This window comes from Lachnospiraceae bacterium KGMB03038, from assembly GCA_007361935.1.
GTDB lineage: Bacteria > Bacillota > Clostridia > Lachnospirales > Lachnospiraceae > Massilistercora.
This window is the reverse complement of the sequence record CP041667.1, coordinates 2,285,805-2,301,295: the sequence shown is the minus strand read 5'-3', so window position 1 is coordinate 2,301,295 and position 15,491 is coordinate 2,285,805. Positions and strand designations below refer to the sequence as shown.

The window sequence follows — 15,491 nt, the reverse complement described above, 5'->3', positions numbered from 1 at the left end:
GAGTATTGCCTATGGCAGATAACAAGCAGCCCGACACCCGCACCACCCGCCGCCCCGACTGCGTGACGGAAATCCGCATGGGCAATTCCGTCCTTGTCGTGTCCGGCTATTTCAAGAAAGACACTACCACCACCGCCGCCGACAAAATGGCGCGGGTACTGGAAGCGGAAGCCGCTGCTACACAAAAACCGGCAATTTGACAAATCATAAAGAAGCAGATTTTACACTTTTGCCGCTATACAGCCCGCCCTATTCCGTGGTACAATGAAACCACGGAATAGTGGGGCTGGCTGTCGGAAACGGAGGATTTTATGTTAAGACAAGCCACCCAAAACCTCATTACCGCCCTTTATCCGAGATTGTCCCATGAGGACGAGTTGCAAGGCGAGAGTAATTCCATATCGAACCAGAAAAGGATTTTGGAAACCTACGCCAAGCAGAACGGCTTTACTAATCTGCGCTGGTACACCGACGACGGCTTCTCCGGCGCGAACTTTCAAAGACCCGGTTTTCAAGCCATGCTTGCAGACATTGAAGCCGGGAAAGTCGGAACCGTCATAGTCAAGGACATGAGCCGGTTAGGGCGAAACTACTTGCAGGTAGGGTTTTACACGGAAATGCTGTTCCCTCAAAAGGGAGTGCGTTTTATCGCTGTCAACGACAATGTGGACAGCGCAAACGGCAGCATGGACAACGATTTTACCCCTCTGCGAAATCTGTTCAACGAATGGCTGGTGAGAGATACGAGCAAGAAAATCAAGGCAGTAAAACGAGCAAAAGGCATGAGCGGCAAGCCTGTTACCAGCAAGCCGGTCTATGGCTACCTCATGGACGAGGACGAGAACTATATCGTTGACGAGGAAACCGCGCCGGTTGTCCAGCAGATATACCAGCTTTGCCTTGCCGGGAATGGCCCGACCAAGATTGCCCGTATGCTTACGGAGCAGCAAATCCCCACGCCGGGGACGCTGGAATACCGCAGGACAGGCAGCACACGCCGCTACCACCCCGGCTATGAGTGTAAATGGGCGACAAACACCGTCGTTCATATCCTCGAAAACCGGGAGTACACCGGCTGTCTGGTAAACTTCAAGACGGAAAAGCCCTCTTACAAGGTCAAACACAGTGTAGAGAACCCCGTGGAGAAGCAGGCCATTTTTGAGAACCACCATGAGCCTATCATAGACCGGGAAACATGGGAGCGCGTGCAGGAGTTACGCAAGCAGCGCAAACGCCCGAACCGCTATGATGAAGTGGGGCTGTTCTCCGGTATGCTGTTCTGCGCCGACTGCGGCCATGTGATGTACCAGCAGCGGTATCAGAACAAGAACCGCAAGCAGGACTGTTACATCTGCGGCAGCTACAAGAAGCGCACCCGCGACTGTACGGCGCACTTTATCCGCACCGACCTGTTGACCGCCGGTGTCCTCTCCAATCTCCGGCAAGTGACGGAGTATGCCGCCAAGCATGAGAGCCGCTTTGTGAAGCTGCTTATCCAGCAGAACGAGATCGGCGGCAAGAGAAAGACCGCCGCAACCACCAGGCAGCTTGAACAGGCGCAGGAGCGCATTGCCGAAGTGAGCCGCATTATTAAGCGGCTGTATGAGGACAATGTGAACGGCAAAATCAGTGACGAGCGTTTCATGGAACTGTCAGCAGACTATGAGCAGGAACAGCGGGAACTGAAAGACCGCGCCGCCGCTTTGCAGGCCGAACTGGACAAGTCGCAGGCCGCCACCGTCAACGCGGAAAAGTTTATGGGTATCGTCCGAAAGCACCTTGCCTTTGAGGAATTGACCCCCACCCTCTTGCGGGAAATGATTGAAAAAATCGTCGTGCATGAGTGTAGCTATGACGAGAACGGCACCCGCAGGCAGGACATTGAGATTTATTACAGCTTTGTCGGCAAGATTGACTTGCCCGAAGCCTAACGCCCGACCTATCCGACACAATGGCCAAGTGCCGGATAGGAACGGCAAAATTTTTTACATTTCTATTACTTCTTTATCGCACATCAGTAAAGTCGCAGGGCATGAAACAGCTCATGGCTAAGTAGATGTAATCAAGAAAAGAAAGGAAAAGCACAATCCAGACGGAACCGGCGATTGTGTCAAGAAATGTTTGTGGAATAGCAAGAACTTTGATATAATGGGAACAGGAACCCCGGAACCGGGAGAAAGGCAGGAGGATAAATGCACATAAGCTATAAACCCCTCTGGCACACGCTGGTTGAGCGCAATATGAGGAAAGAGGACTTGCGGATTGCCGCCGGTCTTACCACAAATATGATTGCCAACATGGGTAAAGGCAAAAACATCAGCATGGAAACGCTGGTTCGTATCTGCGAAGCCCTGAATTGTGGTATTTTGGATGTGATTGAGTTGGAACAGGACAAGACTACAATGGAGACATCAGAGTGATAAATCCAGATTTATGAGGTGCGAATATGAAAAGATGTATAGTATTCATTCTGACACTGATTTGCGTATTAGGATTAGGAGGCTGTAACAATCGAACTATGGATTATATCATAGAAAATGAGCCAAATATTACCGGAATTGTGGAAGAAGTTCAAGACAATTTTATTATAATCAATATCAAAACGGAAAGTTATCCTGATGGAGCAAGTTGTAAAGTTTCATTAGATGTAGAAAACAAAGATAGCTATACCGATGTTTCTGTTGGCGATGAAATTATTGTGTACTACAACGGAGAAATAGCAGAAAGTTACCCGTTGCAGATAAATACCGTGTATGCAATTACTTTAAAAACACCTGTAAATCAAGATATTGAATAATCTTCATTATGCTGAAAGTTTTTCAGCCAGCCGTTCCCGGCTGGCTGTTTTGCTACTCCTTATGCTCCAACGCCGCTTTTATCATGGCAAGTGCAAGCGCCTGTTTGCTGGGAGAAACTTCTTCCCAGAGTGCTTCTATCTCCCGGATGGTACTGATTTCATTTTCTTCCAATTCGTCTTGCAGAAGATAATCCGGCGAGATTTTCAGAGCCTTGCAAATGTCTATGAATACCGGCAGGCTGGGCATTTTCACGCCGCCCTCAATCTGTCGGAGATAAGTAGCGTTGATATTGCACATTTCCGAGAGCCGGTCAGCAGTTAAGCCCCGGTCTTTCCTTACTGCGTTGATACGCTTTCCTAATCCGTTCTTTTCCATAGTCCACACCCATCTATTAGCTATCAGTTATCATTCTGTACACTTTAAGACTATAATATGATTGCCGTTTTCAATAGCTTCTGATAGACTATAAGATATTAGCTTATAGCTTGTTGGAGGGTACTGATATGAAGAATGTATGGAGAAAATTGCGGGACAGTTGGCTGGATTTCTGGGAAGATGATGAACTGGATATGGACAAAAAGCATTTGAGCCAGCATGACAAGCGCTCCCTGCTTTATGGCGGTTTTATGATAGGGGCTGTCACATTCGCTTTTATCTCAATCAGTATCATGGCGGGGAATATCTGGACGAGCCATCGAAACCAGAAAGAGATGGAAGATTTTTTAGGAACAGTCGCTACTTACATGGCAACGGCCACCGATGATGAATACGAGGAAATCACCCAGACCATCCGGCATGATTTAGTGTACAGCCAGTACGGACAAGACATTGAAAATCTTATCCGCTATATCCCGAATACGGCTGACGGCTGCTGTCTGGAACGGGGCTTCCCGGAGCGTATCAATCTGGTTTTCCTGAATACCGGCGAAGCCTATGGGCTGGAGATATTCGATAAAACCGAACCGATTGAGAGCCAACGGGAAAGGGGCGGCACAATGATTACCTCTGGTTACGATGAAATCAGCGAAGCCCATTTGATGATGATGTCAAATCCCAACATGGACAGCGCCACCGCTTCCATAGACCCAGGGCGAGGGATTGTGAGCGCCCACAAAATGAAAACGCATTTTTGTGATGATTGTATCCGGGAAATCCTGACTACCGTTGAAGATGAATTTTTAGACGAAGCTGTAATTTATGACGCCGAGGAAAAGACTTTCTACCCTGTCACAGAGGGAGATTTACAAATCGGGGACTATTCTTTCCACACCTACTATGAGGATGGCGGCTATGAGATAGAAATTGCATATACCGGCGAATAAAAGACGCTGCCGTTGCAGGAACACTCCTTCCCACAACGGCAGTTTTCATTTTCTCTTGCGCCGGAAGTTGAAGGGGCTGTTTTTGATGTTCGGCGCTTTTGACAATATCTTTTTTAATATCTTCTGTTCATCCGGCGGCAGCTTGTAAAAGTCAAGGCCGAGCGTATTGAAAATGACCGCCCACACCTTTCCCAGATAATCCCCGGAGGATTGAATGGCTTTCCGAATATCCATCGCCACTTTCTTTGCGGCAGAGTAATCCGGCGTGCTGTCAATGTCATGTTCATGGGCTTTTCGTATGTCATGGAGAATGGCGTCCCATGTTTTGTGCGTCACATGGCAGAAGAAATCTTCTTCCTTTACCTCTGCGGCAAGGATGGTCTTTGAATAGAAATCATTTTCCGCCTGCTTGTATTTCTGGATGATGGTCTGCCGCTGTTCTTCCAAAGTCTCATACAGGGTGCGAAAGGTGGAGGTTGCATGACCGTCTATGTATATCTCCGTGTCGGTCATAAGCTGCTCAAATTTATCGTTGGTAGCAATCTCACACAGGAGCCGGTTGTTGATACGGCCACTCTTTAGCAGCGCCACCATTTCATCATTCAGGTGCAGTTCCATCAGGGGCGTGTTTATCTGCTCCCGGTTTTCTGTCCGGCAGAACAGATAATCAAGAGATACCTCATAAAAATCCGCCAGCGTGACAAGGTTGCCGTGGTTGATTTCCTTATTGTCGTTGGCTTCATAACTGGCGAGGGCTGACTTTGAAATGCCGGTTTGCTGCGCCAGTTCTTCCAAATTTAAGCCTTTATCCTTGCGTAACTCCCAAAGGCGTTCCTGTATGGTAGTCGCTTTCAGCATAGGGCGCTCACTCCTTTCCGGCGGCTGTTTTCCTGCCGCTAACTGGATTATACCATACTTTCCATAATCGTGGAAATTTCCGTTTTTCGCCCCGAAATCCTACTTTGTGGATATACGGCACAGGGAACAAAAATGTTCTATGATACAGGTAGTTCATCGATGGATTATTCCAATCGAATGACCGGCCTGTATGGGATATGCTCCCCGGCGATGTAGCGCAACGACTTGCGGCAGGGAAATGGAGGAACCCTGACCGCAACGAGCGTACCAAAGGGAGCGAAACGCCGTTGTGAGAGCCAGGGGCAGGAACGACATCAGGGAGAACCGGCGAAAATGAACACCGAATTGATACCGAAACACAACAATCCGATAGGGCGTAGTCTACCCTATCCGTAATACTACAGGGGATTTCCGGGCGGTTCTATGGCCGCTTTTTCCCTGAAAATCGCCCCGAAACACGACACTAAAATCTGCTATCCGTCTATTGCGGCTGTTACGGCTGAAATGGGCGGATTTTTGTTTAAGGAGGCACCATGCCGAGAATGCCGAAAAAGAGGAAGCTGGAACTGTCCTTCTTCCTCAATGAACGGGGGCGGGTAACGTACAACGACCTTTGCCGGAAATGTCAGCGTACTTGCAAGCAGAGTTTCCGGGCGGTCATTGTGGACTGCCCCCATTATCTTTCCAAACGCTCAAAACGAAAAGTAAAGGAGGACACCGATTGAATGGAAGTTGAATTTATGACCGCAGACACCACCCTGCCGCCCTGTATGCCGCTGCCGAGAGCCATGCTGCGGCTCCCGATCAGCAGCACCGCCAAGGTCATGTACGCCCGGATGTTGGATATTGTTTTCCTGTCCGGCATAGAGGACACCAACGGGATTTTATTTATCCATTTCCCCATCGTGGAACTGGCGGCGGCACTTGCCCGCAGCACCATGACCGTGAAGCGTTCCCTGAATGAATTGGAGGACGCCGGACTGATACTGCGGGTGCGTCAGGGCTTCGGGGAACCCAACAAGATATATGTACTCATTCCCAAGAAGGAGGACAGCCGCTTATGAATGAAAAGCTGGAAGCACTCAATCAGGAGATAGAGAAAACGGAAAAGAAGCTGCGCTGGGCGCAACAGGAGGAAAAGCGTCTGACCCATCAGGCCAAGGCGCTGACCCGGAAGGAACGGACGCACCGGCTTTGCACCAGAGCCGCCATGCTGGAAAGCTACCTTCCCCACCCAGAAGCCATCACGGATGAACAGGTCAGTCTATTCTTGAAGCTGCTGTTCCACAAAGACAGCACCCGTCAGCTTATGGAAAAAGTGTTTGCCGGAAACGGCACAGAGAAGGAGGGCGCAGAATGAAGATGAATTTTTCTAAAGACGAGTTGGCCATGGTCTATCAGTACGCCGCCGGTACAAAAGAGGACACCCTTGCGGGGCTGAAAGAAATCGTGCCGGTTATCCGTGACCGGCAGACAAGGGATATTGTGGAGAATACCATCCGAAAGCTGGACGCCATCCCGGAGCCGGAGTGCCGCCGCTTTATCGCTGATACGAAGCAGCGGTTTATCCAGAATCGGGACAATTCCATCCGGCGCAGGCTTGCCGAAGCCAAGGCACAGGCGAGGACGAAAAAGCCACATCCCAAGAGAAAAGAGCCAGACCGGGAACGGTCATAATCGCTTTCAGAGCCGCAACCCGTGGACTGCCCCTCTGAAAGAGGGCGCAATTATACACCACTTCGGGAAGTGGTGCATTGCGCCCTGCCGGAGGCGTCCTGCGGACAGCAGATGATTTCCGTAGATTTTCAATCTGCTCCAATCATCACAGGGGAAGTTACCCTTCCCCTGCGCTGGCTTACGCCAGCTACCCCTTTGTGGACTTGCCGCCCGGAATTATCTTGCGTTGCAAGTTGTTTCCATCTGACAAGTTTGCTGAAATTCGGCTATACTTTTTTTATGAGATAGCGTATAATGGAGCCGGTGACAAATCGGAGTTTGGAGGTGAGAATATGACAGCGCATATGAGATTAAGATAACACCGCGGGTTATGTTGCGGTGAATCCGTATTGCATAGCTCGCTTATTGGGCAAGTAATGTAATAACGGAGGGAATAATGAATAAAATACTTAGATTTAGTGACAGTGAAAAAGTTTTTCAATGTCCTATATGTAAAACAGATTTAAAATTGAAACAAAAAAGTTTATTTTGTTCTAATCATCATTGTTTCGATATTTCAAAAACGGGTTATGTGAACTTTGCTGTAGGAACAAAATCTTCAAAACATTATAGCAGAGAGACTTTTCAAATTAGGCGGGAGGTTTTAGAAAAAGGCTATTATTCACATATCCTGAATGAAGTGGTGCAGCTTATAAAAAGCTTTAGCAGCATTGATACAATACTTGATATTGGCTGCGGTGAAGGATATTATTCAAAGCAGATAAAAGAAGTATCAGGTGATAAAGAAATTATTGCATTTGATATTTCTAAAGATGCTGTTCAGCTTGCAGCAAAAAGTGATTTCAGTAATTCTATCAAATGGTTTGTGGGAAATTTGGAAGAAATGCCCATAAAAGACAAAAGGATAGATTGCATATTAGATATTTTTACTCCTGCTAACTATTCCGAATTTAACAGAGTTTTGAAAGAAGGCGGTTATGTAATTAAGGTAATTCCGGGAAATGCTCATCTTAAGGAGCTTCGAGAGACGGCAAAAGAACAATTGAAAAGCAATCAATATTCTAATGCGGCTGTCGTAGATTATTTCCAAAAGAAGTATTCCGTTGTTTATCACAAGAAAGTTTCAGCAACGTATACAATGACATCCGAGGAAATAAAAACCTTTGCGGATATGACTCCACTACTGTTTTGTGTAAATAAAGATGGAATAGATTTAAAAAAAACAAAAGAAATCACTATTGATGCAGAGATATTTGCAGGGAAATTATAAATTCAATTTCAATTTGTCGAATTGACAAACTATTAAAAAATTAAATAACCCGCCGCCCATCAACGGCACACCCAAGCAGGAAATCTGAAAAGGTATCCTGCTATTTTTTTGCCCCGAATCCGGGAGAAAGGAGGACGTACTCTTGCCATGCCCGCATTGTAAAATCACCATCATCAAGCGGAGCAACAATGAATCCGCTGTTTCTGCCGCCGCCTACCAGAGCGGCGAGAAGCTGTTCTCTGAATATGACCAGGAACAGAAATACTATCCCTACAAGAACGAAGTCACCCACAAAGAAATCATGCTCCCGCCCCATGTGCCGCCGGAGTTTGCAGACCGCAATACTTTATGGAACTCAGCCGAAGCGCAGGAAAAACAATGGAACTCCCAGCTTGCCCGGAGATTCGTGCTTGCCATCCCAAGGGAAATCCCGCCGGGACAGTACGCCGACCTTATCCGTGACTACTGCCGGGAGTTTTTTGTTTCCAAAGGCATGATTGCCGACTTTGCCATCCATGACAAGGGGGACGGCAACCCACACGCCCATATCCTGCTCACCATGCGGGCGATGGACGAAAAAGGCAAATGGCTCCCCAAGAGCCGTAAAGTGTACGACCTTGACAAGAACGGGGAGCGCATCCGGCTTGCGTCCGGCAGATGGAAAAGCCATAAGGAGAACACAGTAGACTGGAACAACCGGAAGTACGCCGAAATCTGGCGGCAGGGATGGGCGGACACGGCCAACCGCTATCTGGAAGCCAATGACCGCCCGGAACGGCTTGACCTGCGCTCCTATGCCCGACAGGGGATTGACCAAATCCCTACCGTCCACATGGGAGCGGCCGCCTGCCAGATGGAGAAGAAAGGAATCCAGACCAACATCGGCAATCTGAACCGGGACATCAAAACCGCCAACCGGCTCATGCAGTCCATCCGGCAGATGGTACGGAGCCTAAAGGGATGGCTGTCTGACTTAAAAGAGAAAAAGGCTGTATTACTGGAAGCATTGGAGCAGGCGAAGGAGCCGACACTCCCGGAACTGTTATTCCGGTATCTGGAACAGCGGAGTGGGGAACGTGCCGACTGGACTTCCAGAGGGAAGCTGAAAGGAACCGTTGCCGATTACAATAAAGTGCAGGCGGCGATGGACTTCCTGCGGAAAAAGGGAATCTCCACCGTGGAGAGCCTTGACACCCGGCTGGATGAAATCGGCCAGACCGCTGTTTCCGTCATGGGGAGCATGAAAAAAAGCGAGAAGCGGATAAAAGCCATCAATACCATGCTCTCCTACATTGACAAATACGAAGCCGCCAAGCCAGTCCATGCGGAGTATGCCGCCATCGGCTGGAAGAAGAAAAAGGAGAAGTTTGCGGAGAGCCACCGGGAGGAACTGGACGCTTATAATGCCGCCATCCGGTATTTGAAAGCCAACCTGAAAGGCAATTCCTACTCCCGCAAAGATTTGGAAGCGGAACGGGAACAGCTTGCCGCCGCCCTGCCCGGACAAAAGAAGGAACTGGAAGCGGTTCAGGCAGATGTGAAGGTGCTGCGTGACGTGCGCCACTGGCTGAATCAGGTTTTGCCATCCGAGCAGTACCGCCAGACCGCCGAGCCGGGGAAGAAACCATCCGTACAGGAGAGCCTGAAAGGGCGGCAGGAACGCATCCGGCAGGAGCAGGCAGGGAAACAGAAGCCGCCCCGGACACAGAAACAACAGAATATGGAACTTTAAACAGGCACTTGTTTTGTGATTTGAAATCGCTGGCAGGTGCCTTTTTCATTATCAGGAGGGAACGCCTATTGAACGTATTTGAAGCCGTGAAGCAGTCCGTCACCACAAGGCAGGCTGCGGAGCGTTATGGAATCAAAGTAAACCGGAACGGGATGTGCGTCTGCCCGTTCCACAACGATAAGAACCCAAGCATGAAGGTTGACCGCCGCTTTTACTGTTTCGGCTGCGGAGCCACCGGGGACGTGATAGATTTTGTTTCCCGGCTCCATGGTATCAGCAGCAAAGAAGCCGCCCTTATGCTGGCACAGGACTTCTCTATCCCTTATGAGGATGGGAGGAACGGCAAAAAGCAGCCCATAAGGCCACGCTTGCGAAAAGAAACGGAGGAACAGAAATTCAGGCACATGGAGCGGCACTGCTTCCGGGTGCTGTCCGACTATTACCATCTCCTGCGCCGCTGGAAGGAGGAATACGCCCCACGCCAGCCGGATGAAGCGTGGAACCCCCGGTTTGTGGAAGCCCTGCAGAACATGAGCCGGGTGGAATACCTGATGGACGTGCTTCTCTCCGGGGACATTCAGGAGCGGGCAGCCCTTATCACAGGACACGGAAAGGAAGTGAGGAACCTTGAAAGACGGATGGCAGAATTTACCGCCCCAGATACGGCAGGAAACAGCGAACATGGCAGACAGCGCAGAGCCGCCCCGGAGCGTTGAGGAAGTGAAGGCCATGCTGGAAACCACCGAAAAAGGCGGCTTCCGCAACAGCATGAGCAACTGCCTGACCGTGTTCCAGTGCGACCCGCTCCTTTCCGGGGCGGTTGCCTACAACCTGCTGACCGACCGCACCGATATTTTAAAGCCAATCGGCTACAAAAGAACTGCCGGAAGCCCCATGACCGACACGGACATGAAATATATCCGGCTGTATCTGGAAAAGACCTATGGCCTGACAAGCGAGAAAAAGATACAGGACGCCGCCGCCCTTGCCGCCGATGAGAACAGCTACCACCCTGTCCGGGATTATTTAAACGGCCTGACATGGGACGGAACCGAACGGATACGCTCCTGCCTGCGTCACTTTCTGGGAGCCGGTGAGGACGAGTATACTTTCCAATCCCTGCGCCTGTTTTTGTTGGGAGCCATCCACCGGGCATTTTCCCCCGGCTGCAAGTTTGAAGTCATGCTCTGTCTGGTGGGCGGGCAGGGAGCCGGGAAGTCCACCTTCTTCCGCCTGCTGGCAGTCAAAGACGAGTGGTTCTCCGATGACCTGCGGAAGCTGGACGATGACAACGTATACCGCAAACTCCAAGGCCACTGGATAATCGAGATGTCGGAGATGATTGCCACCGCAAACGCCAGGAGCATAGAGGAAATCAAGTCATTTTTGAGCCGCCAGAAGGAAGTCTACAAGATACCCTATGAAACCCACCCGGCAGACCGTCCAAGGCAGTGCGTGTTCGGCGGGACATCCAATGCCCTTGACTTCCTGCCCCTTGACCGTTCAGGAAACCGCCGCTTCATTCCTATACAGGTATGCCCGGAACAGGCGGAAACACACATTTTAGAGGACGAAGCCGCTTCCAGAGCCTATCTGAATCAGGTATGGGCGGAAGCGATGGAGATTTACAGGAGCGGCAGGTGGAAGCTGACATTCAGCCCGGAAATGGTGCGCCATTTAAAGGAACACCAGCGGGACTTCATGCCGGAGGACACCAAGGCCGGTATGATACAGGCTTTCCTTGACAGCTACCCCGGCGATACCGTCTGCTCCAAACAGCTTTACAAAGAAGCCCTGAACCATGACTTTGACGAGCCGAAACAATGGGAGATACGGGAAATCAACGAGATAATGAACCAGTGCATCACTGGCTGGAATTATTTCTCCAACCCCCGGATGTTTGCCGGGTACGGCAGGCAGAAAGGATGGGAACGGGAAAACGCACGGACAGAACCGGCAACGGACAGCGGCAACGGGACGGAAAAAATCCCGGAAGGATTTACGCCGGTGCCGGAACAGATGGAGCTTCCATTCTGAAAAAATCCGGGCAGGGACAGCCCGTTGCACACTCCGTTGCTATCCCGTTGCCGACCCGGTTGCCGGGAAAAATCCCGTAACTGCGGGCTTTTCTCCCCTTTAACAACCAAAGCAACAGAAAAATAAAAGAAAAAGTATAAAATAACCCAACTGCCAGACAAGGATTAGCTCCAAGGTTTTTTGAAGCCCGTTGCCGGACTTCGTTGCCGCTATCCCCTGTCTGGCTTATTTCATGTATGGAGGACAACTGCCTATGGCGAAAAATAAAACAGAGATTCATGTCACCACAGTATTTGACGGCGAACTGGACGCTACGGACGTTTTCGTGAGCCTTATCGCACAGAAACACACCAGAAAAACAGATAAAGAATATCTTGCTAAAACGCAAGAAATGAGATATAATAAAGACGAGGTTCAAAGTGACCGTGTTCCGTCTGGATTGTGTGGGTAAACGGTTATGATGAACGGATTAGATTATGACGTGATTGGCACGGCGCTTGCCGGGGGATTCCGGGCAGCTATCTATTGCAGGCTCTCGAAAGACGATGACCTTCAGGGCGAGAGTGCCAGCATCGCAAACCAGCGGGATATGCTGGAAAAGTTCTGTGAAAAGCAGGGATGGGAGGTTGCGGCAGTCTATCAGGACGACGGCTTCACCGGCCTGAACATGGAACGCCCCGACCTGAAACGGATGTTGAAGGCCATTGAGCGGAAGCAGATAAACCTTGTCATTACGAAAGATTTATCAAGGTTAGGGCGGAACTACTTGCAGACCGGGCAGCTTATCGAGGACTTCTTCCCAAGGAACGGCGTGCGCTATATCGCCATGAATGACGGTATCGACACCATGCGGGACAACAACGACATTGCGCCCTTCAAAAATATCCTGAATGAGATGTACAGCAAGGATATTTCCAAGAAAGTCCATTCTTCCTATGTGCTGAAAGCCCAGAAAGGCCAGTTCACCGGCTGCCTTGCCCCCTTCGGCTACAAAAAAGACCCGGAGGACAGGAACCGCCTGCTGGTAGACGAGGAAACCGCCCCGGTTGTCCGGCTGATTTTCGGGTATGCGCTGGACGGGCACGGCCCCAACTACATCCGGCGCAGGCTGGAGGAAGAAAAGCACCCCTGCCCCACATGGTGGAACCGGCAGCGTGGGCACAGGAACATCCGCACCAAATGGGAGAAGAAAGACCCGGAGAATGGGCGGTACATCTGGGATTTTACAGTGATTAAGGAAATCCTGATGAACCCCGTCTACACCGGCGCAATCGCTTCCCAAAAGACCGAGTACCGCTTTAAAATCGGCACTATCCGGGACAAGAAGCCGGAGGACTGGATTGTGGTGGAAGGGACGCATGAGCCGCTGGTGGACAAAAAGAGTTTTGCCATCGTGCAGGAGAAGCTGAAATCCCGCCAGCGGCCGGGGCAGTCCGGGGAGCCGAGCCTGTTTGCCGGACTTCTCAAATGTGGTGAGTGCGGAAAGTCCCTGACTGTCCGCTACACCAATGCCAAGCACCCCCAGAGGATTTATTCCTGCAAGACTTACAATGCCTTTGGGAAACAGCACTGCACCCAGCACCGGATTGATTATGACACGCTCTATGCCCTTGTGCTGAATAAAATCCGGGAGTGCGCCGCCGCTGCCCTGACCGACAGTGAAGCGGTGGCCGGGCGGCTGACCGACACCTGCGAAGCCGAGCAGAAAGGCCAGAGGGAAGCGATGGAGCGCACCCTTGCCAAAGACGAGGAACGGATTGAAGTGTTGGAAAAGATGGTGCTGCGGCTCTATGAGGACATGGTTGCCGGACGAATCACAGACGCAAACTTCAATCTCCTGCTGGAAAAGACGCAGAAGGAACAGGCGGAATTAAAGGCAAAAGTCGAGAAAGGCAGGAAGCACCTTGCCGATGAAATCCGGCTTGCCGTGGACGCAAGGCAGTGGGTGGAATCCATACAGGAATACCGGGACATCACCGAACTGGACGCTTCCACCTTAAACCGCCTGATTAAAGAAATCGTTGTCCATGAAACCATAGGCAGCGATAAGACAAGACACATTTCTATCGAAATTCATTTTAATCTCAAACCCATACCGGAAGTGGAGCAGGTCACAGGCTGACCGCTCCCCGCTCCGGGGAGGTTCTTTAAAAACTCCATATATATTTCTTGACGTGCCGCCGCCCGCCAGAAAGCTGTATTGTTCCTACTAATTGGGGATAACACAGTTGATGGCGGGCGGCGGCGTTGCCCTTATCGGCCTTACCCTTGTCCCGCTGCTCTCCGGCCTGTTTGGATAATGCCACAAACTAACACTACCCGCCGCGCTCTCCCGCTTCACGCGGGAGGGCGCGGGAAAGGAGGGATTAGCTTTTGATATGGCAGATGATTGAAGATTGGTTTCGCGGCATTTTGACAGACGGAATACTCTCTAATCTCTCCGGGCTGTTCGACAGCGTAAATACAGAGGTTGGAGAAATCGCAACGCAAGTCGGCACAACCCCCGCCGGGTGGAACGCGGGCATATTCAATATGATACGCAGCCTATCGGAAAACGTCATTGTGCCGATTGCGGGCGTTATCATTACCTTTGTCATGTGCTACGAACTAATCCAGCTTGTAATTGAGAAAAACAATCTGCACGATCTCGACACTTGGATTTTCTTCAAGTGGATTTTCAAAACCTTTGTTGCGGTGCTGCTGGTAACAAATACTTGGAACATCGTCATGGGCGTATTTGACATTACACAGAGCGTCGTCAACGACAGCGCGGGCGTTATCATATCCGACACAAGCATAGATATTGCAACCGTTATCACCGATATAGAAGCAAAGCTGGACGCTATGAGCGTCGGCGGGCTTTTGGGGCTATGGTTTCAATCACTCTTTGTGGGGCTTACCATGAAAGCGTTGTCTATCTGTATCATGCTGGTGGTGTACGGGCGCATGATTGAAATATACCTTGTAACGAGTATCGCCCCTATCCCCGTTGCGACAATGGTAAATCGTGAATGGGGCGGCATGGGACAGAACTACTTAAAATCCTTGCTTGCCCTCGGTTTTCAGGCTTTTCTAATTCTTGTGTGCGTCGGTATTTATGCGGTTTTGATACAGACAATCGCAGCAACCGATGACATATCCGGCGCGATCTGGTCTTGCATGGGCTATACCGTCCTCTTGTGTTTTACGCTTTTCAAAACGGGAAGCCTTGCAAAATCCGTATTCAGCGCGCATTAAGGGGGTGCAGATGAAGAAATACAAAATCATTTACGCCGATCCCCCTTGGAGATACGCGAGAAGCAAGGTACAGGGCGCAGCGGAAAAGCACTATCCCACTATGAGTATTGAGGAACTTTGCGCTTTACCCGTCAAAGAAATTGCGGATAAGGACTGTATTTTATTCCTATGGGCGACGTTCCCGCAGCTTAAAGAAGCGTTGCAGTTAATCAAGGCTTGGGGATTTACCTATAAATCCGTTGCCTTTGTATGGTTAAAGCAAAATCGGAAATCGCCCACTTGGTTTTATGGCTTGGGCTTTTGGACGCGAGGAAATGCGGAAATCTGCTTGCTTGCTACCAAAGGACACCCGAAGCGACAATCAAACAAGGTACATCAATTTATTATTTCCCCTGTTGAGCAGCACAGCAAAAAGCCGGATATAACGCGGGAAAAGATACTTGCCCTTATGGGCGACCTACCGCGTATTGAACTGTTTGCAAGGCAGCATACCCCTGGTTGGGACGTATGGGGAAATGAAATCAAAAGCGACATACGGTTTGCCGGAAAGGAGGTTTGAA

At 50.1% G+C, this 15,491-nt stretch carries 19 protein-coding genes and 2 pseudogenes; 17 read left to right on the top strand and 4 right to left on the bottom strand.

Going from position 1 to position 15,491, the window contains the following annotated elements; genetic code table 11:
- Positions 1-11 precede the first annotated feature (11 nt).
- From FND36_11210 to FND36_11195, 4 genes are all read left to right on the top strand, one after another.
- Positions 12-200: a hypothetical protein gene (locus tag FND36_11210; protein ID QDW74555.1), complete on the top strand. Its 189-nt coding sequence runs from the start codon at positions 12-14 to the stop codon at positions 198-200.
- A gap of 111 nt (positions 201-311) precedes the next feature.
- Positions 312-1,931: a DUF4368 domain-containing protein gene (locus tag FND36_11205; GenBank protein QDW74554.1), complete on the top strand. Its 1,620-nt coding sequence runs from the start codon at positions 312-314 to the stop codon at positions 1,929-1,931.
- Between the two features lie 261 nt (positions 1,932-2,192).
- Positions 2,193-2,420 (top strand): helix-turn-helix transcriptional regulator, encoded by a 228-nt coding sequence (locus tag FND36_11200; protein QDW74553.1) that lies wholly within the window; start codon positions 2,193-2,195, stop codon positions 2,418-2,420.
- A 26-nt stretch (positions 2,421-2,446) separates the two neighbouring features.
- On the top strand, positions 2,447-2,797 hold the full coding sequence (locus FND36_11195) for a DUF3221 domain-containing protein (GenBank protein QDW74552.1): 351 nt from the start codon (positions 2,447-2,449) through the stop codon (positions 2,795-2,797).
- Positions 2,798-2,849: 52 nt separating this feature from the next.
- Here FND36_11195 and FND36_11190 read toward each other — a convergent pair whose 3' ends face one another.
- Positions 2,850-3,173 (bottom strand): helix-turn-helix transcriptional regulator, encoded by a 324-nt coding sequence (locus FND36_11190; protein QDW74551.1) that lies wholly within the window; start codon positions 3,171-3,173, stop codon positions 2,850-2,852.
- A 128-nt stretch (positions 3,174-3,301) separates the two neighbouring features.
- Here FND36_11190 and FND36_11185 point away from each other — a divergent pair, with 128 nt between their 5' ends.
- A complete protein-coding gene (locus FND36_11185) occupies positions 3,302-4,120 on the top strand; it encodes a hypothetical protein (GenBank protein QDW74550.1) in 819 nt (272 codons plus the stop codon).
- A gap of 45 nt (positions 4,121-4,165) precedes the next feature.
- On the opposite strand, the gene FND36_11180 is transcribed toward FND36_11185, so the two are convergent.
- Entirely contained in the window at positions 4,166-4,978 is an 813-nt protein-coding gene (locus FND36_11180; protein ID QDW74549.1) for a helix-turn-helix transcriptional regulator, read from the bottom strand.
- A 473-nt stretch (positions 4,979-5,451) separates the two neighbouring features.
- Entirely contained in the window at positions 5,452-5,655 is a 204-nt protein-coding gene (locus FND36_11175; GenBank protein ID QDW74548.1) for a hypothetical protein, read from the bottom strand.
- A 48-nt stretch (positions 5,656-5,703) separates the two neighbouring features.
- On the opposite strand from FND36_11175, the gene FND36_11170 reads away from it, so the two are divergent.
- From FND36_11170 to FND36_11140, 7 genes are all read left to right on the top strand, one after another.
- Positions 5,704-6,042: a DeoR family transcriptional regulator gene (locus FND36_11170; GenBank protein QDW74547.1), complete on the top strand. Its 339-nt coding sequence runs from the start codon at positions 5,704-5,706 to the stop codon at positions 6,040-6,042.
- Positions 6,039-6,338 carry a DUF3847 domain-containing protein gene (locus FND36_11165; GenBank protein QDW74546.1) on the top strand — a complete coding sequence of 100 codons (300 nt, stop codon included), beginning with the start codon at positions 6,039-6,041 and terminating at the stop codon, positions 6,336-6,338. Before FND36_11170 ends, FND36_11165 begins: the two co-directional genes overlap by 4 nt.
- Positions 6,335-6,655, top strand: a complete 321-nt coding sequence (locus FND36_11160; GenBank protein QDW74545.1) for a chemotaxis protein — start codon at positions 6,335-6,337, stop codon at positions 6,653-6,655. Before FND36_11165 ends, FND36_11160 begins: the two co-directional genes overlap by 4 nt.
- Positions 6,656-7,091: 436 nt before the next feature.
- Positions 7,092-7,925, top strand: coding sequence for a methyltransferase domain-containing protein (locus tag FND36_11155; protein QDW74544.1), 834 nt, complete (start codon positions 7,092-7,094; stop codon positions 7,923-7,925).
- A gap of 142 nt (positions 7,926-8,067) precedes the next feature.
- Entirely contained in the window at positions 8,068-9,657 is a 1,590-nt protein-coding gene (locus tag FND36_11150) for a conjugal transfer protein (protein QDW74543.1), read from the top strand.
- Between the two features lie 68 nt (positions 9,658-9,725).
- Complete coding sequence (locus FND36_11145; protein QDW74542.1) at positions 9,726-10,373, top strand: DNA primase; 648 nt, start codon at positions 9,726-9,728, stop codon at positions 10,371-10,373.
- Positions 10,339-11,694, top strand: coding sequence for a virulence-associated protein E (locus FND36_11140; GenBank protein QDW74541.1), 1,356 nt, complete (start codon positions 10,339-10,341; stop codon positions 11,692-11,694). Before FND36_11145 ends, FND36_11140 begins: the two co-directional genes overlap by 35 nt.
- A 99-nt stretch (positions 11,695-11,793) precedes the next feature.
- On the opposite strand, the pseudogene FND36_11135 reads toward FND36_11140, so the two are convergent.
- Positions 11,794-11,974 (bottom strand): annotated as a pseudogene (locus tag FND36_11135) (tweety protein).
- Between FND36_11135 and FND36_11130 the strand changes: the two are divergent.
- The 5 genes and pseudogenes from FND36_11130 (at position 11,948) to FND36_11110 (ending at position 15,490) form a co-directional block, all read left to right on the top strand.
- Positions 11,948-12,145: a hypothetical protein gene (locus FND36_11130; GenBank protein ID QDW74540.1), complete on the top strand. Its 198-nt coding sequence runs from the start codon at positions 11,948-11,950 to the stop codon at positions 12,143-12,145. The pseudogene FND36_11135 and the gene FND36_11130 overlap by 27 nt on opposite strands.
- 6 nt (positions 12,146-12,151) lie before the next feature.
- Positions 12,152-13,816 (top strand): DUF4368 domain-containing protein, encoded by a 1,665-nt coding sequence (locus FND36_11125; GenBank protein ID QDW74539.1) that lies wholly within the window; start codon positions 12,152-12,154, stop codon positions 13,814-13,816.
- 94 nt (positions 13,817-13,910) lie between these two features.
- Positions 13,911-13,994: pseudogene (locus tag FND36_11120) on the top strand (conjugal transfer protein).
- Positions 13,995-14,079: 85 nt separating this feature from the next.
- Positions 14,080-14,931, top strand: a complete 852-nt coding sequence (locus FND36_11115; GenBank protein QDW75614.1) for a hypothetical protein — start codon at positions 14,080-14,082, stop codon at positions 14,929-14,931.
- Between the two features lie 10 nt (positions 14,932-14,941).
- A complete protein-coding gene (locus FND36_11110; GenBank protein QDW74538.1) occupies positions 14,942-15,490 on the top strand; it encodes a DNA methyltransferase in 549 nt (182 codons plus the stop codon).
- Position 15,491 lies beyond the last annotated feature (1 nt).